This is a genomic window from Brevibacterium sp. XM4083, assembly GCF_006489205.2.
GTDB lineage: Bacteria > Actinomycetota > Actinomycetes > Actinomycetales > Brevibacteriaceae > Brevibacterium.
This window is the reverse complement of record NZ_VFYR02000005.1, coordinates 280,180-304,376: the sequence shown is the minus strand read 5'-3', so window position 1 is coordinate 304,376 and position 24,197 is coordinate 280,180. Positions and strand designations below refer to the sequence as shown.

Sequence of the window (24,197 nt, the reverse complement as noted above, 5' to 3'; positions counted from 1 at the left end):
CACCTCGAAGGATCAGACAACAGAATCGTCCAAGCGACCTCAGCACGGCAATCCACCGATCATCGGCGCCGGCCGCAACCAGGTTCGACGATCGACTCAGCTTCCGGCGATCTCCGCTTCGAAGGCAGCCTGCAGCCGTTCTGAAGCGCGCGGTGAATCCGGATCGGGACGCGGAACGCCGAGGTGGGTCTCGCGCAGTTCGTCGATGAGCCCGTCCACGAGATCCGGTGATTCGGCGAGGAGGCGGGAGCGCACGGTGAGTTCGCGCGAGGTCTGCCTGTAGGTCATCCCCCAGGTTCCGAGTGCAACCATGACCGGCAGGGTCTGGATCCCCGCCTCGGTGAGGGAGTAGGTCACCTTCTGACCACGGACCGCCTCCGCCTTGGTCAGGAGCCCTTCGTCCACCAGTTTCCTCAGTCGGCTCGCGAGGATGTTCGAGGCGATGTCCTCGTTGTTCTGCGTGAGCAGCTCCCGGAAGCGGCGGCGACCGCCGAAGACGATGTCGCGGAGGATGATGAGGCTCCACGAATCGCCGAGCACCTCGACGGCGGCATTGATCGCACATCCTGACCGCGGTTGCCCAGCCACGCGCCCTCCCTCAGGTGGTTGTGTTCTGCAAGTGCATCATCCTACGCTGGGGTCCATTGTCGCCGACAATCGACCGGCTCCGGAGGACAACGATGTTCCGCACGCGCATTCACAATCTCTTCGTCTCCCTCGACGGCTTCGCCGCGGGCGACCACGTCACCTTTGATGAGCCCATCGGCAACGCCGCGGCGCTCTTCTCCCGCTTCGACGGTCGAGTCATCATGGGCGTCGATCGCGCTGATGCCCCGATCACCGTCGACCGTGCGCTCTTCAGCACGTGGGGCCAGGGCATCGGCGCCGAGATCATGGGCCGCAAGAAGTTCGGCCCTCAGACCGGACCGTGGCCCGACGACGGCTGGCAGGGGTGGTGGGATGATGCGCCGCCGTTCGGGACTCCGTGCTTGATCCTCACCCACCATCCCCGGCCGCCCATCGAGTTCGCCAACGGCACCGTCTTCCACTTCATCGACGCCGACCCCGCCACGGCCCTGGAGACGGCAAAGGCCGCCGCCGGCGGACTCGATGTCCGGCTCGGCGGCGGCCCGTCGACGATCAGACAGTTCCTCGACGCCGACCTCGTCGACTTCATGCACACGATCACCGTGCCGATCGTCCTCGGCACCGGGGTGCGACTGTGGGACGATCCCGGCGTCATCGACGAGCGCTTCGCTCTCGAATCGGTGAGCACGCCCAGCGGACTGACTCACCGGCTGTGGAATCGGCTCAGCTGAGAGCCTCGGCGAGCGGGGTCGCACCGTCGTAGAAGTTCACGGTCTCTCGCACGTCGGCGTCATTGGCGATGACGTAGGTGATGACATCAGCGACGAGTTCGCGGGAGGTCACCCGCACCACGTCTGCCGGGCGTTCACCATCGAGATCGCCGGCCGCATCGGCGATGAGGACCTTGCCGCTGGAGGGCTCGAGGGTCAGACCGCCGGGTCCGAGAATCGTGTAGTCGAGCGGGCTCTCACGCAGGTAGGCGTCCGCCCCGGCCTTGGCCTCGACGTAGGGGTAGAACGAGCTCTCGGGGTCGACGCGGTCGCGGTCGACGCTCGCACTGGCAAAGGAGACCATGACGAAGCGCTTGACTCCGGCCTGTTCGGCGGCGTCGATCGCGCGTTTGGCGGCCTCGAGGTCGACGGCCTTGGTCCGCTCGGGGCTGCCGCCGCCGGCCCCCGCGGAGAAAACGATCGCCGCGGCACCGGCGAACACCTCGGCGAGGGCATCGGTGTCCGCGGTTTCGATGTCGAGGACGACCGGATGCGCCCCGGCGGCTTCGACGTCGCCGGCCTGGTCGGGGTTGCGGATGACCGAGTCGACGGCGAAGCCGGCGGCCGTGAGCTTCGGGGCCGCCAGCAGGGCGACCTTCCCGTGTCCGCCGAGGATGACGACGCGACCTGAGTCCGACATGTGCTTGCTCCTTCGTTGACGATGGGTGGTGCCCACAACAGCCGCGACCGGCGATCATTTATTCCGCCGAGGCGGCCCGGCGTTTGGTGCCGATCGCGTGCGATCGCCGTCATCCCGGGGAAGGGACGGGCTGAAGAATTCTGTGCGCGGCACCTCTCAAACCGGCCCTGCCGGAGGACAATAGGAGGCATGACGATCACTGAGCTCTTCGCCGATGTCGCCAAGCGTCCCCTCGAGACGATCGCGAACCTCCCGACACTCACCCCCGAGGAGCTCAACGCTCACCCGGGGTCCCATCCCAATTCGGTCGCGTGGCTGCTGTGGCACATCGGACGCGAGGTCGATGTCCAGCTCGCCGGCCTCACCGGTGAGGACCAGGTGTGGGAGCGGTACCGCGACCGCTTCGACCTCGGTCCGATCGGCGACACCATCGGCTACGGGCACACCCCCGAGCAGGCCTCGGAGATCGTCGTCAACGATCAGGGGCTCCTCGTCGACTACGCCACCGCTGCACTCAGCGCCCTCATCGACTACGCGAACCGGCTGAGCGCGGAGGACTTCGACGTCGTCATCGATGAGAACTGGACTCCCCCGGTGACCCGCGGCGTCCGCCTCGTCTCGATCGTCGACGATGCCGCCCAGCACGCCGGGCAGGCGGCCTATGCCGCCGGAGTGCCCCGCTGACCTCGGCTGATCCCGCTACGCCATGCCGAAGAGTGTCGGGATCGCGATCGGGCCGGCGCCGAAGACTGCGATCACCGCGGCGAGGGTGAGGAGGAAGAGGTCGTACTCCCACCCGTTGTCGGCGGCCCAGTACTTGCTGTGCCACCGGAAGTTCTGCATCGAGATCGTGATGAGCATGAGCACGACGACGCCGATGCCGGCGAATTGGGCGAGCACACCGGTGGCGAACGACAGGGCGGCGGCGAACTCCGCGATCGGCACGAACCAGGCCAGCGGCAGCGGCAGGCCGTCGTTCTTCGCGAAGCGGCGCACGTCCTTGAGCTTGAGCAGTGATTCGTGGAAGAACGTGAAGGCGAGCAGACCGCGCACCAGGAACAGGACGACGGCGATGACGAGCGGCGGCGCGGTGAACACGACGGACCCCCTTCTGCGCGGACGGCTGACCCGACGCAGTCTACGCGCCGATCACACTGCCTGCGCCTCGATGATGATGAGCGGTTCGGTTCCGACGAATGCTCGGCGCGACCAGGAACCCCACACCTCGGTGACGGTGAACCCGGCTGCGGTCAGCTGTGCTTCCAGCGTTTCCCTGCTGCGGAAGACGAAGGTCTCGTCCTCAACGAGGACCTCATCGGTGTCGACGAAACGATTCGAGAACCGGACGTGGATGCGACCTTCGCCGAGGTCGTCGACATCGGCCCATTCCTCCAGCGGCCCGTGTTCGGTCATCCGCGTCGTCGCCTCGGGCTGCGACCACGTCTCCCACGCGCGAGCGCTCGGATTGCGGCTCTCGAAAACCAGGACTCCATTTGTGCGCAGTGCAGCGCGGACGTCGAGGAGAGTGCCCTGCCAGTCGGGGTCGCTGATGTGCTGGGCTACGTTTCCCGACATGATGACGAGGTCGAAGCGCTCGGCCGGGACCGCAGTCGAATCGCCGTTGATCCATTCGACGCGCTGTCCTTCATCTCGACTCGCCGCGAAGGCGATCATCGCGGCCGACGGATCGATTCCGACGACTCGGCGTCCGTCCACGGCGAGCGAGCGCGTGAGCAATCCCGTCCCGCAGCCGAGGTCGAGGATCCATCGGGCACCTATTCGGTGAGCGAGCGCACCGAAGTACTCATGGTCGGCGCCACCGGGATTGTCGCTGTCATAGAGCTCGACGATCCACGGATGGTAGTCACCCACCGTTGCCCACCCAAACAATCTCCGCTGTGCCGCCACCATCGGTGACGGTCGCCTGAACATAGCCGAGCAGCGGACGCAGCTCAATCCGGGCCATGGTCCCACTCCCTCCGCAGCAGCCCGTAGACCCAGGAATCGGAGACCACACCGCCCACGATGCAGTCCTCGCGCAGGGTCCCCTCCCGGCGAAAGCCGAGCCTCTCGAGCACGCGGGCCGAACCGATGTTGCGCGTGTCGGCTTCGGCCTGCACACGATTGAGGTCGAGGGCGTCGAACGCCCACGCCAGCGTGGCCCTCGCCGCCTCGGTCGCGTAACCGCGTCCCCAGACCTCCTCGGCGAAGCAGAATCCCAGGGATCCGCTCCGGAAATCGGGGTTCCAGCTGTTGAACGTGACCCAGCCGATGAACGCGGCGTCTGCGCTCCGTTCGACGGCCACCCGTGCGCCGGTCCCGTTCTCTGCCATGTTCCGGCAGCCGGCCATGAAACGTTCCGGCAGCCGGCCATGAAACGCGCGATCATCGTCCGCTCGGTCCACGGCGGCGAATCCCAGTACTCGAGCACCCGCGCATTCGACTGCAGCGCATAGAGCGCCTCGGCGTCGGCCTCCGCGAACGGCCCCAGGCGAAGACGGTCCGTGGTGAGCGTCGGGGTCGGGAGCATCGGTGTCGGCGGTGACATGGGCTCATCGTGTCACATCCGCTGGGCTCACAGCCGATTCCCGGCCCACCGGCGTCGTCGGTCCCTTGTGCGCGCACGCACCGTGAACTATGTTGAAGCCGTACCGAGCAGCAAGATGCCTTGCACATCCGCTGCCAGCCGGGGACTACCTCGGCGACGCTCTTCGGAAGGAACCCCATGGCCGACTCAGCACAGGACCGCCAGCCCACCCCGGACCCGGCGGAGAACAACGCCTTCTTCCCGTCGCCGTACTCGCTGTCGCAGTACACGGCGCCGACGACCGATTTCGACGGCCTCGGCACCGACGAGACGTACACGGGCGGCAAGTGGAAGGTGCTCGTCATCGCCACCGACGAGCGCTACATGCTCATGCAGAACGAGACGTTCTTCTCCACCGGCAACCACCCGGTCGAAACGCTCCTGCCGATGTACCACATCGCCCAGGCCGGCTACGCAATCGACATCGCGACCCTCGACGGCGAACCGGGCAAGTTCGAATGGTGGGCGTACCCGAAGGACGACGAGGCCGTCACCGCGGAGTGGGAGGAGACGAAGGAGGCGTTCAAGGCGCCGAAGAAGCTCACCGAGGTGCTCGAACAGGGTCTCGACGACTACGCGGCGATCTTCATTCCCGGCGGTCACGGTGCGATGAACGGCATCCCCTTCAGCGCTGTCCTCGGCGAGACCCTCGACTACTTCCTCGACAACGACCGACTCATCATCACCCTCTGCCACGGCCCGGCCGCACTGCTGGCCTCCGGTGTCGGCCGCGATGAGAACCCCTTCGCGGGATACCGGATCGTCGCGTTCCCGGATACCCTCGACGAAGGCGCGAACATCGAGATCGGCTACCTGCCGGGCAAGATGCCGTGGGCGCTCGGAAAGGCGCTGACGGAGGCGGGCATCGAGATCGCCAACGAGGACATGACAGGAGCGACGACGCGCGACCGCAACCTCCTCACCGGCGACAGCCCGCTTGCGGCGAACCAACTTGGGAAGGATTCCGCGAAGGCGCTGCTCGAGCAGTTCGGGAACTGACACCGGTCCGGGTCTGCCGTCAGGCCCCGGACACTCAGCCCCGGGCCAATCTCATGTGAAGCAGCGGATACGGCAGACCTGCGGCGTCGACGGGGCTGCGTCCGGTGATGGTGAACCCGCGGCGCAGATAGAACCCGTACGCCTGCTCATTCTGCTCGTTGACGTCGACGGCCGTCACGTCCTCGGCGGCGATGACATGGTCGAGAAGCTTCGTCCCGACTCCCTCGCCTCGGTGATCGGCGTCGATGAAGAGCATCTCGAGGCTGCCATCGACGGTGCCGGCGAAGCCGACGGCGACTCCGTCGCGCTCGGCGACGGTGAGCCTGACATTCGGGAAGTAGTCCGAGGCGAACCGCTCCTCGATGGCGTCACGGTGGTCAGCGGCGAGGAAATCGTGCGTCGCGAGCACCGACGAACGCCAGATGTCGACGAGCCGCGGATAATCGTCGGCGCCTCGTGCCGGGCGGATGTGCAGGGAGCTGGCCATGTCGACAAGCGTAGTCGACCGCTGACGCTCACCCGCGCGCTGCCTCCGACCGGCCCACCCCGGGGACGGTGCTGAGACCGAGTCCGGCGAGCACGATGACGAGGATGATGCTCAGCCCGATCATCGCCGTCGTCGACGGCAGGATCGTGACCGCCAGGCCCAGACCGACGACGGGGACGATGAGACCGAGGTAGGCGACGAGGTAGAGACCGGCCAGGGCCGCTCCGCGACGGTCCGCCGAGGTGGTCGCGAGGATCGTGCCGACCGCGCCCTTGAAGAGGAAGCCGGCCCCGGCACCGGCGACCGCTCCCCCGACGAGGAAGAGCACGAGGCTCGCCGAGACCGAGCCGGCGACGAGGAATCCGAACCCGATGATCTCGGCGAGCACGCCGACCCTCAGCCGCACCAGCGGTGTCATCCGCTGGGTTGCGGTCTGGGCGAACGCGGCGGCGGCGAAGACGACGAACGTCACCGCACCGGCGATGAGTCTGCTGGGTTCGTGGAGCGCCTCGGCGAGGAATTCCGGAGTCACCGAGGTGAAGACACCGAAGACGGAGAACGCGGCGAGCGCCGCGACTCCCGCCTGCCAGAATCCCGACCCCGATCCGGCGCCGCCGGGAAGCTGGGGGCGGTAGCTCGGCCGCGACGGCAGCACGTCGACGGTCTCGGGGGCGAGGCAGACCGCGGCGATCGACGCGAGGAGAAGGACGAGGAAGACGAGGTAGGGCACGACGAGGGGACCCGTGACGTACTGGGCGAGGAATCCGGCGACGAGCGGGCCGAGACCGAGACCGCCGATGTTCGCAGCGATCGAGACGACCTCGGAGCGCGCCGAGGTGGCTGCGTGCGGACGGTGACGGCTGTGGAGTTCGTGCAGGTGCGCCGTCGCCGTGGCGGTGAGCATGCCGACGCCGAGTCCCGAGATCAACCGGGCGGCGATGAGTCCGGGGAGGTCGGGCCAGAGGAGGAAGATGATCGCCGAGGCGGCCTCGAGGGCGAGCGCGGGGATGATGATGCGCTTGCGTCCCACCCAGTCGGAGATGTGGCCGACGAGGATGAGGCTGATGACGACGCCGACGGCATAGACGGAGAAGACGATCGTGACGACGAACGTCGAGAAGCCGTCCCGTTCGGCGTAGAGCGGGTAGAGCGGGGTCGGCAGCGTCGAGTAGGCCATGCCGATGAGGAAGGCGGCGGCGACGAGCCAGAACCCGACGCCGTGTCGGGTGCTCACTGCTCTGCGGTCACGGTCGAGTGTCGTCGTCATTCGGGTCCCTGCCTCTCGGTGCTCGGAGCGCCCTGTCCACCGGACGCCCTTTCCACTGTCCTCCCACCCAGCCATCGTGTCCAACGAATAATTCGGATAGGAGAAATCGCCTCATGCGATAATTGGTGGATGGATCTTCGTCAGCTCGAGTACTTCGTCGCCGTTGCGAACTCCCAGAGCTTCACTCGTGCCGCCGAGTCCCTCCACGTCTCGCAGTCCACGGTGTCGGCCGGGGTCAAGGCCCTCGAGCGCGAGGTGGGCGTGCCGCTCATCATCAGGACGACGCGGCAGTTCCACCTCTCCCCTGCCGGGACGGAGATGCTCATGCGGGGACAGAGCCTGCTCGCCGATGAGCAGGCGGCCCTGGCAGCGGTGCGGCGTGCCGACGGGGTGGTCAGCGGTCGGCTTCGCCTCGGTGCACCGACCTTCGAACCGCCGTTCGACCTGCCGGACCTGCTTGCCCGCTTCCGGCAGCGCTACCCCGCCGTCGAGCTGCAGCTCATCTCCTCACCGACCGGATCGGTGGGCATGCGCCAGGATGTCATCGACAACCAGCTGGACGCGGCGTTCTCCTCGGATCCCACGCCGCATCCGGCGCTGTCGGTGCGCGAGATCGCGCGCACTCCGGTCGTCCTCGTCGTCGCAGATGACCATGAGCTCGCCACGCAGTCGACCGTGACCTTGGCCGACATCACTGAGGATCCGTTCATCGATTTCCCTGCCGGCTTCGGACTCCGCGCGATCGCCGACGATGCCTTCCGCGCGGTGGGCCTGCGCAGATCGGTCATGGTCGAATCCTCGACAGCGGCGATGATCCTCGCGTTCGTCCGCAACGGGCTCGGCATCGCCCTGCTTCCCGAATCGGCTGTCAGACAGGCCCCGGGCGTCGTCACCCTGGGCCTGCGCGACGCAGCACTCCACTGGAGCATCTCGCTCATCTGTCACCAGCGCCGCTGGCAGCCGCCCGCGCTCACCGCCCTCGTCGAGCTTCTCGACGACGCCGAGGCGGAGGACGCCGGCGACGGCGACGGCGACGGCGACAGCGGCAAAACCGCTGGCCACGGGGATCCAAGCAGAGCCGGACGTCGCTGACGTGATCGAACAGTCACCTTGTCAGGTGGAGACGCCTCGGCGACGGGCATAGACTGGCCGCGCGCTCCGGCACAGGAGCGATCCCCATCGGCTGACCGACGGGTCTCATCCACGGTTCGTCGCGTCGGCTCGGGAAGCCGCACGCAGGAAGGACAGACCCCATGACGACCCAGTACGCATTCTCCAGCCCCTCGCACTACGTCCAGGGGAAGAACGTCATCGCCGACCTCGCCGCACATCTCGAACCCCTCGGCACCACTCCACTGCTCATCGCCGACGACACCGTCTGGGGACTCGTCGAAGCACCGATCGAGACGAGCTTCACCGACGCGGGCATCGACGTAGTCCGCGAGTCGTTCAGCGGATTCGCCACCCCCGAGACGATCGACGGACTGGTCGATCGCATCCGGTCGGGCGGTCACGATGTCGTCGTCGGCCTCGGCGGAGGTTCGGCGATCGATTCGGCCAAGGCCGCCGGGCACAAGGCCGGCATCAAGTGGGCATCGATTCCCACCGCAGCGTCCTCGGATGCCCCGACCTCGGGCCTGTCGGTCGTCTACACCGCTGACGGCGAATTCCTCGAGTACCGCTTCTTCCACAAGAACCCCGATCTCGTCCTCATCGACACCCAGCTCGTGGCGAACGCACCGGTGAACTTCCTCATCGCCGGCATCGGCGATGCGCTCGCGACCTGGATCGAAGCGCGGGCCACGGCACGCGGCACCGGCGAGACGATGTCCGGCGGCCGCCCGACCCAGGCCGGCACCGCGCTGGCGCATCTGAGCTGGGAAATCCTCCACGACAACGCAATGGCGGCGATCGACGCGGTCAACGCGAAGACCGTCACCCCGGCCCTCGAGGCCGTCGTCGAGGCGAACACCCTGCTGTCCGGTCTCGGCTTCGAGGCCGGTGGGCTGGCCGCTGCCCATGCGATCCACGACGGGCTGACCGCGGCTCCGCAGACGCATGGTCTCGCCCACGGGCAGAAGGTCAACGTCGGTACTCTCGCCCAGCTGATCATGGAAGGCGCCGATGCCGAGGAGATCGAGGACTTCATCGAGTTCACGACCCTCGTCGGTCTGCCCAACACCCTCACCGAGGTGGGGCTGAGTCCCGATGACACGAAGGAGCTTGAAGCGGTGGCGAAGGCAGCGACCGTGCCCGAGGAGACGATCCACAACATGCCGTTCCCGGTGACCCCGGAGATGGTCGTCGACGCCCTCCGCGCGGTCGAATCCGTCTCGCGCCGAGTGCGGGCTGAGCGCGGCCTGCCCGAGCCGAAGAAGTACGAGGCGAAGGGGCACTGAGGTATCGCCTCCCGCCTGCACTGATCGGACTCCTCGCCTGATCGACGTGATGCGAACCTCGGCGCTGTGACCTCGGGGTTCGTATACGTCGATGGGTTCGTGTGAGACTGAGCGTCGTGGTTCCAGGCACCGTCAACGAGCTCTCCGCGCATGATCGGATGATCCTCGACTTCGAGCGGTCACCGTCATCGGCGGATACCCGCGTGATCCTGTGCCGTCGCATCGAACTGGCCGTCGAGAGATACCCTGCGGTGCTCGACGGACTCGCTGACACCGACGCGGCGTTCAGCTACGCCCCGGATGTCGTCACGCGCATCCGCCGACTGCGCTCAGAGCGCTTCGCCTTCGAGCGGCGAAAGGGCCGCTGGCGTTCGTTCATGCCGTAGGGCGATCGTGGATGGCGCTGGGCGATCAGCCGAAGGTCTTGCGAAGTGTGGCCACCGAGATGTGCGGCCAACCGACGATGCCCTGGTCCGGCATGAGCAGGATGCGGAAGTTGAGGACGCACATCTGTGCGTATTGGATCTGCATGATCGTCGGCTGGTCCGGATGGGTGAGCCTCTCAACCCACATGGTCGCGTAGACGAGGGTGGTCTGCGCGTTCGGCCCTTTGTCTCCCGTCGGCACGCCCCCGAGCAGAAAGGGCGAGTTCGTCAGACCGCCCTCGGCGAGCTGCGGTTCGACGGTGACGTGCGGGCCATACGGGTCGTTCCGGTGTTTGCGGAAGCCGACCTTGGCCTGCGTCATCACGTTGATCGCGACTCCGTCGATCGAGTAACCGGCCTCGACTTTGTCATGAATATCGGCTTGGAGAAGGCGAATGGGATCGTTGACGACGTCCTGCATCGGCACGCCGAGGATGTGGTCGGGCAGCGGTGGCTCCGCAGGGTGCGTGTCATAGGGAGTGCGGGGGTTCTCCGGGCCTTCGGGGACGCTGAGGTCGAACTGCTGGAACGGTTTGAGGTGGTCGGTGCGTGAAGTTCCGGCCTCCGAACTGCCTGCCGCGTTCATGATCGCTTCCTCAGGCGGTGTCACGCCGGTGATCGGGGTGCTGTTGAACGAGAGGAAGTCCGAGTAGCCGTACGGCTGGTCGCCGATCGGAAGCACCGGTGGCACACCGGAGAACGGCACGACCGTTCCTTGGGCGATGAGGGTGTTGCCGTGCGGGATCGACGACATGCGGTAGACGATCTGCCCGTTCGAGGGGTTGCGCAGGGGCGGATATTCGGCCGGTGGTTGGATCATCCACATGCCGGGTTCGATCTGCAGCGCGCTGTGGGTGTCCTTGTCGCTGACCTTGTGCAGGTAGGTGAGGCCGTGGAGATCGACGCCGTCTCCGCCGCAGGCACGGTTGGGCACCGGTGAGCCGATCGGTGTGACGTCGTAGGTTTCCTCGGTCTGGTTGAGCTGGAGATAGAGATTCGCGTGCCCGGAGTAGTCGGGTCGGGAGATCAGGTTGAATCCGTGTCCGCGCCAAGAGCCCGCGAGTTCCTGCAGACCGCCCAGACACGAGAGCACATTGCTGTTGTCCGGGCTGAAGCGAACCGTTGACTCTGACATCGCGCACTCTCCTTCGAGGAATCCGGAAAACTCAGATCGAGCGGGCACGGCGTTCAGCCGCCGTCCGGGTCACCGCACTCTTCGACCCCGTTGCCTCATCTGAGGAAAGCCATCTTGCCACATCCGTGCATGGCCTGAACAGGTCTGCTCAGGAGCACTCGGGCACCGACCCGTGCTCTTCCCGGCGAGAGCCCATCGCCGGGAAGAGCACTGTGCAATGCTGTCAGCCAACCACCGAGCGAACGATCTCCGCGATTCGCTTCTCCGCGTCGGCATCCACGGTCTCGAAGTACCAGGCCGCAGGCATGAGCGAGCCGTCCTCACCACCTGCAGCTCGGAAGGGAGCCTTCTCGGTGAGCGCGAGGTTCAGCCGTTCGTCGTTGCGCAGGGTGATCAGTGCCGGAGTGCTCGCGGAGGCGGCGTAGGCGGGCATCCCGTACCAGATCCTGGGTTTGAGCTCCGGTGCGGTCGCCACGATGAGGTCGTGCACCTGCTGCATAGTCGAGCGTCTCGGCTCATCCATGGCTGCGATCTTGTCGATGACCTGCGTGAGGTTCTTCTCATCTTTCGATGACATGTCATGTCCTTTCATCGGCCGATGTCGAACATCGGCGGGCAGAAGTCGGCGCGTTGGAGCGCCGCACCCCATCCGGACTTGTCCTGAGGAACTCAAGTCTCTCCGCGATGATTCACGTGATCCTCACGTGGAAGTGCAGGAGGTGACGCTGAGCGCCACCGAGTTCAGTCTAAACGACACTCATCATCTGGTGCCCATTGGTCGCAGGACAGTCAGCGTCTGTCCGGGCAGGTCTCGCCGGCCTCGGCTCAGCAGACCCGGGCGCTTCCGGTCGGGCATCGCTCCGGTCAACGATGACCGTCATGTGCTTCGGGCGACCGATTCACGTCTCGGTTCACTCGGGGCGAAGTCGGGCTCGATGCCACAGCAGTCCTCCGGTGACGGTTGCCACGACAGCGAGAAGCACAGCCGTGATGGCAAGAACGATGTAGTACGTCTCAACCCAGGGTGCATACGGCTGCGAATCTGACCAGTCCAACCCCACGCGGACGACGAGGAGTGCGATCGCCCACCCCGAAATGGCGATGCCGACGGCGACGAGTCGGCGCACAAACCTCCCACGGTCGGATGTCATCGTCATTCGATCCCTTCGCAGTGATGGTTGGGCGGGCCGAACATCGGCTCCTCATCATCGCATTCATAGGCGTGCTTGAGGGATGTGCTGGTGCCGACGAATCCGCGCTCGTCCGCATGCGAACATGTTGCCCGATTACCACTGCAAAAGCCGGCAAAGTGTGAGTGTCAGAGCCTGCGTAGGACCACTCCGTCATACACGTTGGTTCGGGGCATCGTCGATTCTCTTCGGCATTGGGCAGTCTCGCCGTGCCATCGGCATGGCCCTCAGACTTGATGGTCTTCGAACTGAGATTCGTCGGATACCGAGGTACCCGAGTACGTCCGTTGCTGTTCTGTCGGCACAAGGTCCTCGTAGTAACCGAGCTGATTGCCCCACGGATCGGCGAAGTTGAGAAAGGCGACCACATCCGGCAACCGAGCGGGAACTGAATGCGCAATGCCGCACTCGTCCAAGAACGCCACAGCTGCCGCAAGATCGCGCACACGGAACCGCACTCGGCTTCCCAGAGCGAGTGCGGGCGACCGGCCAGCCACCTGGAAAAAGCATTCCTGCCCGGCGATCGGTGCCCACTCAAGGAAGTCATCGTGAGGTTCGAAGTCGGGTTCTCGCCCGAAGAGACGGGCATAGAACTGCCGCGCCGAAGCGACTTGATCAGTAGGCACGTAGACCTGCAGGGTAAAGCCAGACGTGTCGGGTGCCGCGCTCTGGATAGCTTCGCCCATTACGCGATACGCGACGCTCAGCGGGGTGATCGACGCGATCTGCTCCCCCGCGTGTTCTTCCGCACGGTCGAGCTCGTAGTGACTCTGCAGATTGATCCAGAACTCCGCAGACGTACCGAAGTACCTCGCGAGGCGCAGTGCCGTGTCTGCGCTGATCCCGCGCTTGCCGTGCACGATCTCATTGATCCGCCGCGGGGGCACACCGATCGACACGGCGAGTTTGTTCTGGGTCACACCGAATCCCTCGATGAAGTCCTCAATGAGGACCTCCCCTGGGTGGATCGGCTCGATCTTGCCAACGCGAGTCAACGACCCCAGCCCTTACGTGCGACGTCCGTCAGTGTGAAACAGATCCGTTTTTGGTCATTAGAACAAATATTGCGCTGTCACGCTAGAACTCCGTTGACACCTTCGAGCTAATCGGTATGGCGAACATTAGTCACAGATCATCCTTCACGGACAGGCTCTCGGTCGACACCCAGTCGCTGGGTGCCTCTCCCAGATGCTGGGGACCATACTTTGATGGCGCGCCAGAGTGTCGTTTCGCACCGGAATTCGGGGACATTGCTGCACGGACGATCCTCACTGCAACCGAAGCAGTCCCGCCTGCGTCGGATAGAACCTGTTCGCTTTCAGATAGAAGTCTGCGAGGCGAGGCTCGAAATCGACGTGCATCCACTCACATCCTCGGTCGCGGGCTTCGGCAACTGCCATGTCGATGAGCTTGGAGCCAAGACCCTGACCTTGGTATGCCGGCAGTACAGCGGTATCGAGGATGAAGGCGTGGGCACCGCCGTCCCCAACGACATTGACGAATCCGACAAGATGCTGTTCGACCTCTGCCGTCACCCAGAAGATGCTGTGCCGTTCGAGACGAGCTGACCACGGGAAAACTGCCGTCGACTCTGTTCCGAATGCCTGATGGTGCAGGTCCGACAGCTTCCGGTCATCGAGGTCGGGCGAAATCTGAAACTCAACAGTCATCGGAACTCAGCCTGACATGGGACGCGGCAGAAGACGTCAGCAATGGCGTGCGAATCATAGACCGTCGTTAGAGTACGCGCCAAAAGACGATCAGCGAAGCCCCCCGATCCGACGCCAGACGCAGAGGTGAACGTTTCCATCGTGATCCTCCTTAAACAAGCTCAATTGCCCTCGCGATAAGTTGCGGAAGATTCCTGGGAAAGTACGTTACGGTCGTGCTTTTCAGCTCAGCCTGCGACCACCATCGCCACCGTGTCATCGCTACACGTTCCAGCTCCGTCCATCCCTCGCACTTGAGTGCTGAGGCAGCGGTGACTCGCGCGGCGAAGAAATGTTCGGTCTGAAGGACGCGTTCGCCGTGGTTGAGGAAGTTCGCAACTCGGCGATGGAACGGGCCCACTATCGACAATCCAGTCAGTCCGGTTTCTTCACGCAGCTCACGCGCGGCAGCGTCGGTGAGAGACTCATCATGTTCTACGCCGCCGCCCACCGTGAACCAGAATCGCACGATATCGTCACCATCTGAAAGATCGCGTCCCTCGAAAAGCAACACGCGTGACGAGGGATCGAGCAAAATTACCCGCGCTGCGGTACGAGTTGAAAGGGCCATCGGACAACAGCCTATTGTGTTCGCGCATCGACTGAACAGAACCGATCAAATTAGACACCAGACAGTCGCCGGCTCGAGTGAGTACAAGCACGACGAGATCTCAGTCGCCCTGCCCGCGGGGTGCGCCACTGACGATTTACATTGAATTGGTACTTCACAACAATCCCAAACGTCGAGCACGCTGGTCAACGACAATGTTCATCGTTATTTCGGACACGCGTCACGCAACCTGCAGCGGCGTGATCGCGGCGACCTTGTCCCGCAGTGTCCGACGTTCGATCCGCAGCTCGTAGTTTGACTGCAGGTTCATCCAGAATTCCTCCGAGGTCCCGAAGTACCGTGCCAGCCGAATCGCCGTATCTGCGGTGATCCCCCTCTTGCCGTGCACGATCTCGTTGATTCGGCGCGGCGGCACTCCGATGGACACTGCAAGCTTGTTCTGGGTGATCCCGAAACCCTCGATAAAATCCTCCATCAGGATTTCTCCCGGATGGACAGGCTCGATCAGGTCACTCTCAGTGGTAGTCGACGAGTTCGACATCGTCCGCTCCTCCCTCTCTCCAGACAAAGCAGATGCGCCATTGCGCGTTGACCCGGATGCTGTGCTGACCCGCACGATCTCCGACGAGTCGCTCCAGACGATTCCCTGGCGGAATCCTCAGATCCTCGACATCGTTCGCCGCGTGGATCAATTCGAGCTTTCGCAGAGCCGCTCGTTGGACCATCCGGTCTACGTGTTTGACGTATTGCTCATGCCAGATGCGCTCGGTTTCCTTACTGCCGAACGATCTGATCATGGAACAACTATATAACGGAATTCGTCAATACCGCTAAGCGTTAAACCAAAACTCCACCGGGTTCCGGCACGACCAGCCATCAGATTGTCACCCGGCAACACCATCCCCTTTCGGTCGCCGCCACAGGGCCAGCTCGCCCACGACGACCTGCGCTGCAGGGCGACGTACTTCTGATCGACCGACTGTACGCATCGTCACGACTTCGCTCGGCAACGACGAGATCGATGCGTACAATGGTTGACCGAGGTGATCTCCGTCAGGAGGACGCGCGATGACAGGACCCGACACACTGTTCCCGGGCTCTCTTCGAGCTCACTATGAAGCCTTCGCCTCATCGATCGCAGCGGCCGGAGGGGCAGAGGAGCAATTCGCCCGCACCCAGGTGGCATACCGCGTGAAGCGCCAGTTCGCCTGGCTCACACCCGTCACTCGGACGCGGTCGCTTCTGACGCTCGACATGTACGAACCACACGAGGATCCGGTCGTAGACGAGATCATCCCGTTCCGCGCGGACAAGTTCACTCACCAGATCACCGTCGACTCCGCCGAGACGATCACCTTGGTCGCGAACCGGAACTGGTTCGAACTGGCCAGGGCGTGGGGCGGCAAAGAAGGCCCCACAGCTGCACAGTGAACCGGAACTCCACCAGGCTCCGGCACGACCAACCTCCAGCAGCGGCATCGGAGGTGAGCGCGAGACCGCTCCCGCTGATCCACTAAGATGATGACGATGATGACCAGCCAGGCCGCTGTCGGCCGCTCCCGGAACGGCAATCTGGTCGTTCCCTGATCCGCGCACCTCCTTGCGTGAGTGAAGCCACTTTCACCCACGAGACAACAAGGAGAACCATGACAGCACACTTCAACCACACGATCATCGCGTCCACGGACCCGACCGAAATGGCCCGGTTCTATCGCGATCTTCTCGAGGCCGACGACGCCCCCGCATGGGGCCCGTTCCTCAACCTCCAGATCGGCGACGGCGTACTGCTTCAGTTCGCGACCCCGCCGATCGATTTCCCACCACAGCACTACGCCTACCGACTCGATGATGCACATTTCGATCGCGCCTACACGCAGATCACGGCGAGCGGACGCGACCACTGGGCAGATCCTCAGCGCACCCGTGCAGGCGAGATCAACCACGAGCACGGTGGACGAGGCGTCTACCTGCTCGACCCCTCAGGGCATTACCTCGAATTGATCACGCAGCCCTACCTGTGATTCCCGACAACAGGGCCCCGGTTCCATCACGGAACCGGGGCCCTGGATCATCGAACTCACCCTCACAGATCAGCAGCAAGACTGAGGGTGAACCGGAACGCGACTACACGTTGAACCGGAACTCCACCACATTCCAGCCTCTACAGCTTGGCTGACGCGCGTCAGCCGTCAGCGCGTCGTCGGGTGCGCTCCCTCGCTTGGAGCCGCCAAGGTCGACAGCAGCTTCAAGCTTTCCTCGTGCGGCGAGCCGGGTTCAGCCGTGTAGATCGACAGGTCATGCCGGGTGCGCTTGCCCGTGGGGAGACCGACTGACTGGTATGTCAATTCGATCTCGCCAACCTCGGGGTGCTGCAGGAGCTTAGTGCCTTCGTGGCGGATGCGGATGTCATGGGAGGCCCAGTATGCGGAGAACGCCTCACTTGCCGTGGACAGCTCGCCGATGAGCTCTCGCAGGATCTTATCGTAAGGATCGCGTCCGGCCTCGGCCCGTAGGAGCGCCACGGTCGCGGCGGCTCCTGACTCCCAGTCGATGAAGAAGTCCTTGGATCCTTCGTCGAGGAAGTGGTAGCGGGCGAAGTTCGCTGTCCCATCCACAGAGGTAGGGCTGGCGAACATCGGTGAGTGCAGAGCGCGACCGAGGGCATTGGAGCCGATGACGTCGAGGCGTCCATTGCGCACGAAAGCGGCGGAGCCGGTGATCGAGTCGAGCATCCACTGTACCTGTGGCGCGATCGGGACGTCGCGGCGACGGACAGACCTCCGGTGGGTGGGCTTGGCGGCGCGAGCGAGGTCGTTCAGGTAAGTGCGTTCGTCGTCATCGAGTCGCAGCGCTGCGGCGACCGCGTCGAGGACCTCGGCAGACACTTCGCCGATGTGGCCCTTCTCCAGGCGGGTGTACCACTCGGTGCTCACCCCGGCGAGAACAGCGACCTCTTCGCGGCGCAGTCCCGGCACACGCCGGCGAGTGCCGGTAGGAAGCCCGACCATATCGGGCGTCAGCTTCGCGCGGCGGCTGGCGAGGAAGCCTTTGATGTCGTCGCGATTGTCCATGGTTCAAGAGTAGAAGGGTTCCCATGCGCGAAGGGGGTCGATCTTCTACCCCCTATGAACTCGACCTTCCCCGCCTGCGCGAACGGATGCCAAATGGATATCGAGCAAACATAGTCCAACCGTCAACGAGGTATCCATGCACAACGAAGCCGCCACGGCTTTCATCCCGACGCAAACCGCACCCAGTGACGACACGCCAAAACTCCGCCTTCCGCTCGTCGTCTACGTCCTGGCGCTGGGCACGTTCCTGATGCTCACGACCGAGTTCGTGATCGCGGGCATCCTGCCCGAGATCGCCGGCGACCTGGACATCTCGCTCGGCCAAGCCGGGTCATTGATCACAGTGTTCGCAACCGGCATGGTCATCGGCGCACCGCTGCTGACTATGGTGACATTGCGGCTGTCGAAGAAGCTCACGCTCCTCATCGCACTGATCGTGTTCGTCGCCGGGCATCTGGTCGTCGCGCTCGCCGAGGACCTCACAGTCCTCACCGGCGCGCGCTTCGTCACCGCACTCGCCACCGGCGCCTTCTGGGCCGTCTCCGCAGTCGTGGCCTCGAACGTCGTCGGCTCGTCGTTGAAGTCCTCCGCGGTGGGAGTGGTCGCCGCCGGAGGTTCGCTGGCCACAGTGCTTGGAGTTCCGATCGGAGCGTACCTCGCCCAACATGTGGGCTGGCGGGGCACCTTCTGGGCGCTCGGGATCGCCGCGGCGGTCGCCGTGGTATTCGTCGCCCGACTGGTCCCGGCGGACGAGGCACAGCCCGAGGAGTCTTCCATGCTGTCCGGGCTCGCGGATCTGCGAACACCGCGCCTCTGGCTCGTGTTGGCCGCCTGCCTGACCACCACGGGCGGCGTGCTCGCCGCGTACTCGTTCATCGCACCGATTCTCACCATCCAGGCCGGAGTTTCTGCTGGTCTCGTGCCGCTGGTGCTGGCAGGTTTCGGCATCTGCTCCTTCCTCGGCACCCTGCTCGGCGGACTACTGGGCGACAAGCATGCCCACGCCGTGACGATCGCGGCCCCCGCGCTGACGACGCTCGTGCTGCTGGCGATGGCCCTGCTGCCTGGGTCGACCTGGACCACCGTCGTGCTCGTCGTGCTGCTGGGGGCATTCGGACTCAGCGCCAACAGTGTGCTCATCCACCTCGCCGTCGGCTACGCCGGCCGCGCGGCCACTCTCGGCTCAGGACTCGCTGTCGCAGCATTCAACGCCGGTACCGCCATCGGCACCACCATCGCCGGAGCCACCCTGACCACTTCGCTGGGCCTGTCCGGTCCCCCGGTCGTGGGCACGGTGATCGTCGCGCTGTCCCTGATTCCGGCATTCGTCCTCGCGGTCATGACACGCAGAAGCATCGCCGAGCCAACCCGGTCCGTCTGACCACTCAACATCACCCCACGAAGGAGAACACACCATGCGCGCAACGCTCATGTACAAAGCAGGCGACGTCCGGATCGAGGATGTCCCCGACTCGATCATCAAGCATCCGACAGACGCTCTGGTGCGTGTCACCGCGTCCTGCATCTGCGGCTCAGACCTGCACCCCTACCACCAGATGACCCATGAGAACGGCCCTGCCCGCATGGGCCACGAGCTCATCGGCGTAATCGAAGATCTCGGCAGCGAGGTCACCACTCTGAAGAAGGGCGATCTGGTCGTCTCCCCGTTCGCTATCTCGGACAACGTGTGCGAGTTCTGCCGTGAGAGTCTCCAGACCTCCTGCATCCACCACGAGGCGACTTTCCTCGACGGCATCGCCGACGAGGGCGGCCAGGCCGAAGCCATCCGCATTCCGCTCGCGGACGGCACCCTGGTGAAGTTGCCCGTCGCCGAAGACTCAGCGCTCGTCCCCTCGCTGCTGACCCTGGCCGACGTGCTCGGCACCGGTCACCACGCCGCGAAGATGGCCGGAGTCACGCCCGGTCAGCGCGTGACGGTGATCGGCGACGGCGCGGTCGGCCTCATGGCAGTCCTGTCCGCCAAGCGACTCGGCGCAGAACAGATCATCCTGATGGGTCGTCACACTGGCCGCACCAGCCTCGGACGCGAGTTCGGGGCCACCGACATCGTCGCCGAGCGCGGCGAGGAGGGCATCGCGAAGGTCCGAGACCTCACCGCCGGCCACGGCGCCCACGCCGTGCTCGAGGCCGTCGGCCATTTGCCGGCTTACGAGCAGGCGCTCGGCGTCGTCCGCCCAGGCGATGTGATCAGCCGAGTCGGTGTCCCGCAGTACGAAGACGCCCCGATCGGATTCGGCAGCCTGTTCCGGCACAACATCCGCCTCGCCGGCGGACCCGCTCCGGTCCGCGCTTACATCGAGGAACTCATGCCTGACATCCTCGACGGCACCATCAACCCCGGCAAGGTCTTCGATGTCGATACGGATCTCGACGGCGTCCCGGGCGGATACCGAGACATGGACGAGCGACGGAGTCTGAAGGTCCTTATCCGTCCGTAACCCTGTGAGCGGCGGCGGAGTTGCACTGCCCGCCGTTGCGACGACAAACGGCCTCGCCATCCGCGCACTCGTCCGCTGCGAGGACCGGGAGTTCCTGTCCTCCCGCGTCGCGCTGTTCGCTGCCGACGCCACCGACCCGGCTTTCATCGAAGCGGCGGCCCCGGGCATCGACCGTGTCGTGCTCGCCCACGCCGCTCACAGCTCCCCGCGAGGAGTTGGAGAAAGTCGACTTCGGCGAGGTGATGACGGTGCTCGAGGTGATCAAGGGCCATGACATCGCGATCGTGCTGTTGACACACTTCGAGTCACCGCGCCGACGCAGCTCCACAACCAGGAACTGGGCATCCTCGAACTCAGGCGCCGCAGCGAACAGTTCGTCCGTCGGAATCAGAAGAAGCGAACTAGACGTTGAACCGGAACTCCACGACGTCCCCGTCGACCATGACGTAGTCCTTGCCTTCCATCCGCACCTTGCCGGCGGACTTGGCGGCCGCCATCGAGCCGGTGGCGTCGAGATCGTCGAAGGAGACGACCTCAGCCTTGATGAAGCCCTTCTGGAAGTCAGTGTGGATGACTCCGGCCGCCTCGGGGGCCGTCGCCCCCTTCGGGATCGTCCACGCGCGCGATTCCTTCGGCCCCGCGGTCAGATAGGTCTGGAGACCGAGCGTGTCGAACCCGACGCGAGCGAGCTGATCGAGTCCGCTCTCCTCCTGACCCGTCGACTCGAGCATCTCCCGCGCCTCGTCCTCGTCGAGCTCAGCGAGCTCGGACTCGAACTTCGCATCGAGGAAGATCGCCTCGACCGGGGCCACCAGCGCCCGCATCTCGTCCTTCTTCGCCTCATCGCCGAGCACCTCGTCGTCGACATTGAAGACGTAGAGGAACGGCTTCGTCGTCATCAGCTGCAGCTCCCGCAGCGGCGAGACGTCGAACTTGTCCGTATGCATCGCCTGGTAGAGCGTCCGCCCGCTCTCGAGGATCTCCGTGGCCGCATCCATCGCCGTGAGCAACTCGGCCGGCGCCCGCTTGCCCTTGACGTCCTTCTCGATCCGCGGGCGCGCCTTCTCCAGGGTCTGGAGATCGGCGAGGATGAGCTCGGTGTTGATCGTGTCGATGTCATCGGCCGGACTGATCTTGCCGTCGACGTGGACGACATCGTCATCGACGAAACCGCGGATGACCTGGCAGATCGCGTCGGCTTCGCGGATGTTCGCGAGGAACTGATTGCCCAGCCCCTCACCCTCGGAGGCACCGCGCACGATTCCGGCGATGTCGACGAAGTCGACGGTCGCGTTGAGGATCCGCTCCGACCCGAAGATCTCGGCCAGGCGCGTCAGCCGCGCATCCGGCAGGGGCACAACGCCCACATTCGGCTCGATCGTCGCAAACGGATAGTTCGCCGCGAGAACCTGGTTCTTGGTCAGTGCATTAAACATGGTCGACTTGCCGACATTGGGCAGTCCCACGATTCCGATTGTCAGTGCCACGGTAGTCAAGTCTATCCCGGCGCCGAGGCGGTCCCGAATCCTCGTGTCCGTGCCGTCTGTCACCCTGAAGTCATGAATGCATTTCCCGCCGCCGGCGTCATCGTCGCCTTCTTCCTGGCGATCGTCCTCAGCGCTGCCCTCGGGTTCCTCCTCGGTCGCGCCCTCACCCGCTCCCGCTACGTCGAACGCCTGACCCGCGCGGAGACGACCTCCCAGCTCCTCTCCACCCGGACCGAGGACCTCGAAGCCGACGCCCAGATGGCCAGCGAGATCACCGCGGCCATCGGGCCCCTCGCCGCCAGTGTCCGACAGCTGCATGAGAGCGTCCGCACTCAGGACAGGGCTCAGGTCGAGCAGATCACCCGGCTCAACGCCCAGATCTCGCACCTGAGCCAGCAGAATCTGCGGCTGCAGGAATCGACCGGGTCACTCGCGAATGCCCTGAACTCCACAACTCAGCGCGGCGATTGGGGCGAGGTGCAGCTGCGGCGCATCGTCGAATACGCGGGGCTCCTCCCCCACGTCGACTTCGATGCGCAGGTCAGCGTCGAACGCGATGGACAGCGCCACCGTCCCGACATGATCGTGCACCTGCCCGGCGGAGGCACCATCGTCATCGATGCGAAGACCCCGCTGTCGGCGCGGATCGGCGAGGGAGAGGAGGCCGACGGCAGCCATGCTCGCGCGCTCCTGCGCCATGTCGATGCGCTCGCGTCGAAGGAGTACTGGAAGGCGTTCGAGACCGCACCGGATTTCGTCGTGTGCTTCGTTCCCACCGACGGCCTGCTCTCCGCCGCGGCCGCGACCTATCCGAAGATGATCGATCATGCCCTGGGCAAGAACGTCGTCCTCACCTCTCCTGCCACGCTCCTCGTCCTGCTCAAGACCATCGCGCTCAATTGGCGTCAGGCGGAGATGAGCACGTCGGCGGCTGAGGTCCTGCGTCTCGGCACGGAACTCTACGAACGCGTCGGCACGCTCGTCTCGCATGTGTCGAAGATGGGGTCGAGCCTCGACCGCTCCGTGGAGGACTACAACCGGTTCGTCTCCTCGTTCGAGTCGCGCTTCCTCGTCACGGCGCGCAAGTTCCCGTCGACGGGCATCGTCAGCGAGGAACTCGACGCGGTCGCCGAACTCGACTCCCGAACGCGGGGGGTCAGTGCTGCGGAGCTCTCACGCCCGAGCTTCGGCGCAGACGATCCGACACTGCTGAGGAGGCGACATACCGGCACCGACTGAGACGAGCACACAGATGCGCGATTCGTCCGATCAGCGCGTCCGGTGAGGGGTCGAACGGCTCACGCGTCCGGTGAAGGGTCGAACAGTTCAGATGATGTCGTGCTGACGGTCAGCGCCGTCGCGCTTGTTCGACGTCTTCTTGCCTGCCGCCTTGAGGTCCTTGCGCAGTTCCCGCGGCAGCGAGAACATGAGATCCTCTTCGGCGGTGACGACTTCCTCGACCGAGGAGAAGCCGTAGTCGGCGAGGAGTCCGAGCAGCTCCTGCACGAGGCCGTCGGGGACACTCGCCCCCGAGGTGACGCCGACGGTCGCGACGTCGTGGAACCAGGTCTCGTCGACTTCACGGGCGAAGTCGATGCGGTGGGCCGCCTTCGCACCGTGCTCAAGGGCGACCTCGACGAGGCGCACCGAGTTCGATGAGTTCGCCGACCCGACGACGAGCACGAGATCGGCCTGCGGGGCGATCTTCTTCACCGCAACCTGACGGTTCTGGGTGGCGTAGCAGATGTCATCGCTCGGCGGATCCTGCAGTTGCGGGAAGCGCTGACGGAGGATGTCGACGGTCGCCATGGTCTCATCGACGCTCAGCGTCGTCTGCGAGATCCACACGAGGTTCTCGGTGTCCTCGACCTCGACGGTCTTCGCTTCCTCCGGGTTCTGGATGAGCGTGATGTGATCCGGAGCCTCGCCCATCGTGCCTTCGACCTCTTCGTGACCGGCATGGCCGACGAGGAGGATGCGGTAGCCGTCGCGGGCGAACCGGACAGCCTCCCGGTGGACCTTCGTCACCAGCGGGCACGTCGCGTCGATCGTCGCGAGATCGCGGGCGGCCGCCTCGGCGTGAACGGCCGGGGAGACACCGTGAGCGGAGAACACGACCCGGGCGCCCTCGGGAACCTCATCGGTCTCATTGACGAAGACCGCACCGCGCTCCGAAAGCGTTTCGACGACGTGCCGGTTGTGGACGATCTCCTTGCGCACATAGACGGGAGCACCGTAGTGCTCGAGCGCGCGTTCGACCGCGATCACGGCGCGATCGACGCCAGCGCAGTAACCGCGCGGAGCGGCGAGCAGCACCTTCTGCTCGCTGCCGGCCGGGGTCCGAATAGCGTCCGGGGCGATGCGCTTGCGCGGGATCGTGGGCATGGGAACAGAAACGGCAGTCACAGGGACA

General features: G+C 64.9%; 28 protein-coding genes and 1 pseudogene. 11 read left to right on the top strand and 18 right to left on the bottom strand.

The features are described from left to right. Positions 1–96: 96 nt before the first annotated feature. Positions 97–588, bottom strand: coding sequence for a winged helix-turn-helix transcriptional regulator (locus FJ887_RS16570; RefSeq protein ID WP_140955628.1), 492 nt, complete (start codon positions 586–588; stop codon positions 97–99). 92 nt (positions 589–680) lie between these two features. Here FJ887_RS16570 and FJ887_RS16565 point away from each other — a divergent pair, with 92 nt between their 5' ends. After that, a complete protein-coding gene (locus tag FJ887_RS16565; protein ID WP_140955627.1) occupies positions 681–1,319 on the top strand; it encodes a dihydrofolate reductase family protein in 639 nt (212 codons plus the stop codon). Here the strand turns inward: FJ887_RS16565 and FJ887_RS16560 are convergent. Next, the gene (locus FJ887_RS16560; RefSeq protein ID WP_140955626.1) at positions 1,312–1,998 is read right to left on the bottom strand and encodes an SDR family oxidoreductase; all 687 of its coding nucleotides are present in this window, start codon (positions 1,996–1,998) and stop codon (positions 1,312–1,314) included. The genes FJ887_RS16565 and FJ887_RS16560 overlap by 8 nt on opposite strands. A 189-nt stretch (positions 1,999–2,187) precedes the next feature. On the opposite strand from FJ887_RS16560, the gene FJ887_RS16555 reads away from it, so the two are divergent. Next, the gene (locus tag FJ887_RS16555; protein ID WP_140955625.1) at positions 2,188–2,682 is read left to right on the top strand and encodes a mycothiol transferase; all 495 of its coding nucleotides are present in this window, start codon (positions 2,188–2,190) and stop codon (positions 2,680–2,682) included. Positions 2,683–2,697: 15 nt separating this feature from the next. Here the strand turns inward: FJ887_RS16555 and FJ887_RS16550 are convergent, their stop codons facing one another. The 3 genes from FJ887_RS16550 to FJ887_RS16540 all read right to left on the bottom strand — a co-directional run bounded on the left by FJ887_RS16550 (position 2,698) and on the right by FJ887_RS16540 (position 4,403). Further along, positions 2,698–3,096, bottom strand: coding sequence for a DoxX family protein (locus FJ887_RS16550; RefSeq protein WP_140955624.1), 399 nt, complete (start codon positions 3,094–3,096; stop codon positions 2,698–2,700). Positions 3,097–3,147: 51 nt separating this feature from the next. Further along, complete coding sequence (locus FJ887_RS16545; protein WP_250786268.1) at positions 3,148–3,870, bottom strand: class I SAM-dependent methyltransferase; 723 nt, start codon at positions 3,868–3,870, stop codon at positions 3,148–3,150. Between the two features lie 80 nt (positions 3,871–3,950). Next, a complete protein-coding gene (locus FJ887_RS16540; RefSeq protein WP_250786267.1) occupies positions 3,951–4,403 on the bottom strand; it encodes a GNAT family N-acetyltransferase in 453 nt (150 codons plus the stop codon). A gap of 320 nt (positions 4,404–4,723) precedes the next feature. On the opposite strand from FJ887_RS16540, the gene hchA reads away from it, so the two are divergent. Further along, the gene (hchA, locus tag FJ887_RS16535; protein WP_140955622.1) at positions 4,724–5,584 is read left to right on the top strand and encodes a glyoxalase III HchA; all 861 of its coding nucleotides are present in this window, start codon (positions 4,724–4,726) and stop codon (positions 5,582–5,584) included. A gap of 34 nt (positions 5,585–5,618) precedes the next feature. On the opposite strand, the gene FJ887_RS16530 is transcribed toward hchA, so the two are convergent. After that, the gene (locus tag FJ887_RS16530) at positions 5,619–6,071 is read right to left on the bottom strand and encodes an acetyltransferase (protein WP_140955621.1); all 453 of its coding nucleotides are present in this window, start codon (positions 6,069–6,071) and stop codon (positions 5,619–5,621) included. A 28-nt stretch (positions 6,072–6,099) separates the two neighbouring features. After that, the gene (locus FJ887_RS16525) at positions 6,100–7,338 is read right to left on the bottom strand and encodes an MFS transporter (RefSeq protein WP_140955620.1); all 1,239 of its coding nucleotides are present in this window, start codon (positions 7,336–7,338) and stop codon (positions 6,100–6,102) included. A gap of 129 nt (positions 7,339–7,467) precedes the next feature. On the opposite strand from FJ887_RS16525, the gene FJ887_RS16520 reads away from it, so the two are divergent. The 3 genes from FJ887_RS16520 to FJ887_RS16510 all read left to right on the top strand — a co-directional run bounded on the left by FJ887_RS16520 (position 7,468) and on the right by FJ887_RS16510 (position 10,123). Continuing rightward, complete coding sequence (locus FJ887_RS16520) at positions 7,468–8,430, top strand: LysR family transcriptional regulator (protein WP_140955619.1); 963 nt, start codon at positions 7,468–7,470, stop codon at positions 8,428–8,430. 161 nt (positions 8,431–8,591) lie between these two features. Then, complete coding sequence (locus tag FJ887_RS16515) at positions 8,592–9,737, top strand: glycerol dehydrogenase (protein ID WP_140955618.1); 1,146 nt, start codon at positions 8,592–8,594, stop codon at positions 9,735–9,737. 116 nt (positions 9,738–9,853) lie between these two features. Then, positions 9,854–10,123 carry a DUF3263 domain-containing protein gene (locus tag FJ887_RS16510; RefSeq protein ID WP_137824695.1) on the top strand — a complete coding sequence of 90 codons (270 nt, stop codon included), beginning with the start codon at positions 9,854–9,856 and terminating at the stop codon, positions 10,121–10,123. 25 nt (positions 10,124–10,148) lie between these two features. On the opposite strand, the gene FJ887_RS16505 is transcribed toward FJ887_RS16510, so the two are convergent. The 8 genes and pseudogenes from FJ887_RS16505 to FJ887_RS16470 all read right to left on the bottom strand — a co-directional run bounded on the left by FJ887_RS16505 (position 10,149) and on the right by FJ887_RS16470 (position 15,564). After that, positions 10,149–11,297 (bottom strand): heme-binding protein, encoded by a 1,149-nt coding sequence (locus FJ887_RS16505; protein WP_140955617.1) that lies wholly within the window; start codon positions 11,295–11,297, stop codon positions 10,149–10,151. 223 nt (positions 11,298–11,520) lie between these two features. Next, on the bottom strand, positions 11,521–11,874 hold the full coding sequence (locus FJ887_RS16500) for a DUF1801 domain-containing protein (protein WP_137824697.1): 354 nt from the start codon (positions 11,872–11,874) through the stop codon (positions 11,521–11,523). Between the two features lie 334 nt (positions 11,875–12,208). Then, entirely contained in the window at positions 12,209–12,454 is a 246-nt protein-coding gene (locus FJ887_RS16495) for a hypothetical protein (protein WP_137824698.1), read from the bottom strand. A gap of 728 nt (positions 12,455–13,182) precedes the next feature. Then, positions 13,183–13,482, bottom strand: a pseudogene (locus FJ887_RS16490) (HigA family addiction module antitoxin); the annotation flags it as partial. A gap of 273 nt (positions 13,483–13,755) precedes the next feature. Then, entirely contained in the window at positions 13,756–14,157 is a 402-nt protein-coding gene (locus tag FJ887_RS16485) for a GNAT family N-acetyltransferase (protein WP_137824699.1), read from the bottom strand. Between the two features lie 151 nt (positions 14,158–14,308). After that, positions 14,309–14,767, bottom strand: a complete 459-nt coding sequence (locus FJ887_RS16480; protein ID WP_137824700.1) for an NUDIX hydrolase — start codon at positions 14,765–14,767, stop codon at positions 14,309–14,311. A gap of 220 nt (positions 14,768–14,987) precedes the next feature. Further along, positions 14,988–15,308, bottom strand: a complete 321-nt coding sequence (locus tag FJ887_RS16475) for a HigA family addiction module antitoxin (RefSeq protein ID WP_137824701.1) — start codon at positions 15,306–15,308, stop codon at positions 14,988–14,990. Continuing rightward, positions 15,283–15,564 (bottom strand): type II toxin-antitoxin system RelE/ParE family toxin, encoded by a 282-nt coding sequence (locus tag FJ887_RS16470; RefSeq protein ID WP_137824702.1) that lies wholly within the window; start codon positions 15,562–15,564, stop codon positions 15,283–15,285. The genes FJ887_RS16475 and FJ887_RS16470 overlap by 26 nt, the downstream gene beginning before the upstream one ends. Positions 15,565–15,835: 271 nt before the next feature. Here FJ887_RS16470 and FJ887_RS16465 point away from each other — a divergent pair, with 271 nt between their 5' ends. Both FJ887_RS16465 and FJ887_RS16460 read left to right on the top strand, forming a co-directional pair. Next, positions 15,836–16,198, top strand: a complete 363-nt coding sequence (locus FJ887_RS16465; RefSeq protein WP_137824703.1) for a DUF5655 domain-containing protein — start codon at positions 15,836–15,838, stop codon at positions 16,196–16,198. A gap of 215 nt (positions 16,199–16,413) precedes the next feature. Beyond that, positions 16,414–16,788 (top strand): VOC family protein, encoded by a 375-nt coding sequence (locus tag FJ887_RS16460; RefSeq protein WP_137824704.1) that lies wholly within the window; start codon positions 16,414–16,416, stop codon positions 16,786–16,788. Positions 16,789–16,956: 168 nt separating this feature from the next. Here FJ887_RS16460 and FJ887_RS16455 read toward each other — a convergent pair whose 3' ends face one another. Then, positions 16,957–17,838 (bottom strand): helix-turn-helix transcriptional regulator, encoded by an 882-nt coding sequence (locus tag FJ887_RS16455; protein WP_137824705.1) that lies wholly within the window; start codon positions 17,836–17,838, stop codon positions 16,957–16,959. A 136-nt stretch (positions 17,839–17,974) separates the two neighbouring features. On the opposite strand from FJ887_RS16455, the gene FJ887_RS16450 reads away from it, so the two are divergent. Both FJ887_RS16450 and FJ887_RS16445 read left to right on the top strand, forming a co-directional pair. Beyond that, the gene (locus FJ887_RS16450) at positions 17,975–19,219 is read left to right on the top strand and encodes an MFS transporter (RefSeq protein WP_137824706.1); all 1,245 of its coding nucleotides are present in this window, start codon (positions 17,975–17,977) and stop codon (positions 19,217–19,219) included. 34 nt (positions 19,220–19,253) lie between these two features. Continuing rightward, the gene (locus FJ887_RS16445) at positions 19,254–20,297 is read left to right on the top strand and encodes a zinc-dependent alcohol dehydrogenase family protein (protein WP_137824707.1); all 1,044 of its coding nucleotides are present in this window, start codon (positions 19,254–19,256) and stop codon (positions 20,295–20,297) included. A gap of 401 nt (positions 20,298–20,698) precedes the next feature. On the opposite strand, the gene ychF is transcribed toward FJ887_RS16445, so the two are convergent. Next, complete coding sequence (gene ychF, locus FJ887_RS16440; protein ID WP_137824708.1) at positions 20,699–21,784, bottom strand: redox-regulated ATPase YchF; 1,086 nt, start codon at positions 21,782–21,784, stop codon at positions 20,699–20,701. 72 nt (positions 21,785–21,856) lie between these two features. Between ychF and FJ887_RS16435 the strand changes: the two genes are divergently transcribed. Beyond that, positions 21,857–23,023, top strand: a complete 1,167-nt coding sequence (locus FJ887_RS16435; RefSeq protein WP_137824709.1) for a DNA recombination protein RmuC — start codon at positions 21,857–21,859, stop codon at positions 23,021–23,023. 87 nt (positions 23,024–23,110) lie between these two features. On the opposite strand, the gene FJ887_RS16430 is transcribed toward FJ887_RS16435, so the two are convergent. Continuing rightward, entirely contained in the window at positions 23,111–24,169 is a 1,059-nt protein-coding gene (locus FJ887_RS16430; protein ID WP_137824749.1) for a 4-hydroxy-3-methylbut-2-enyl diphosphate reductase, read from the bottom strand. Positions 24,170–24,197 lie beyond the last annotated feature (28 nt).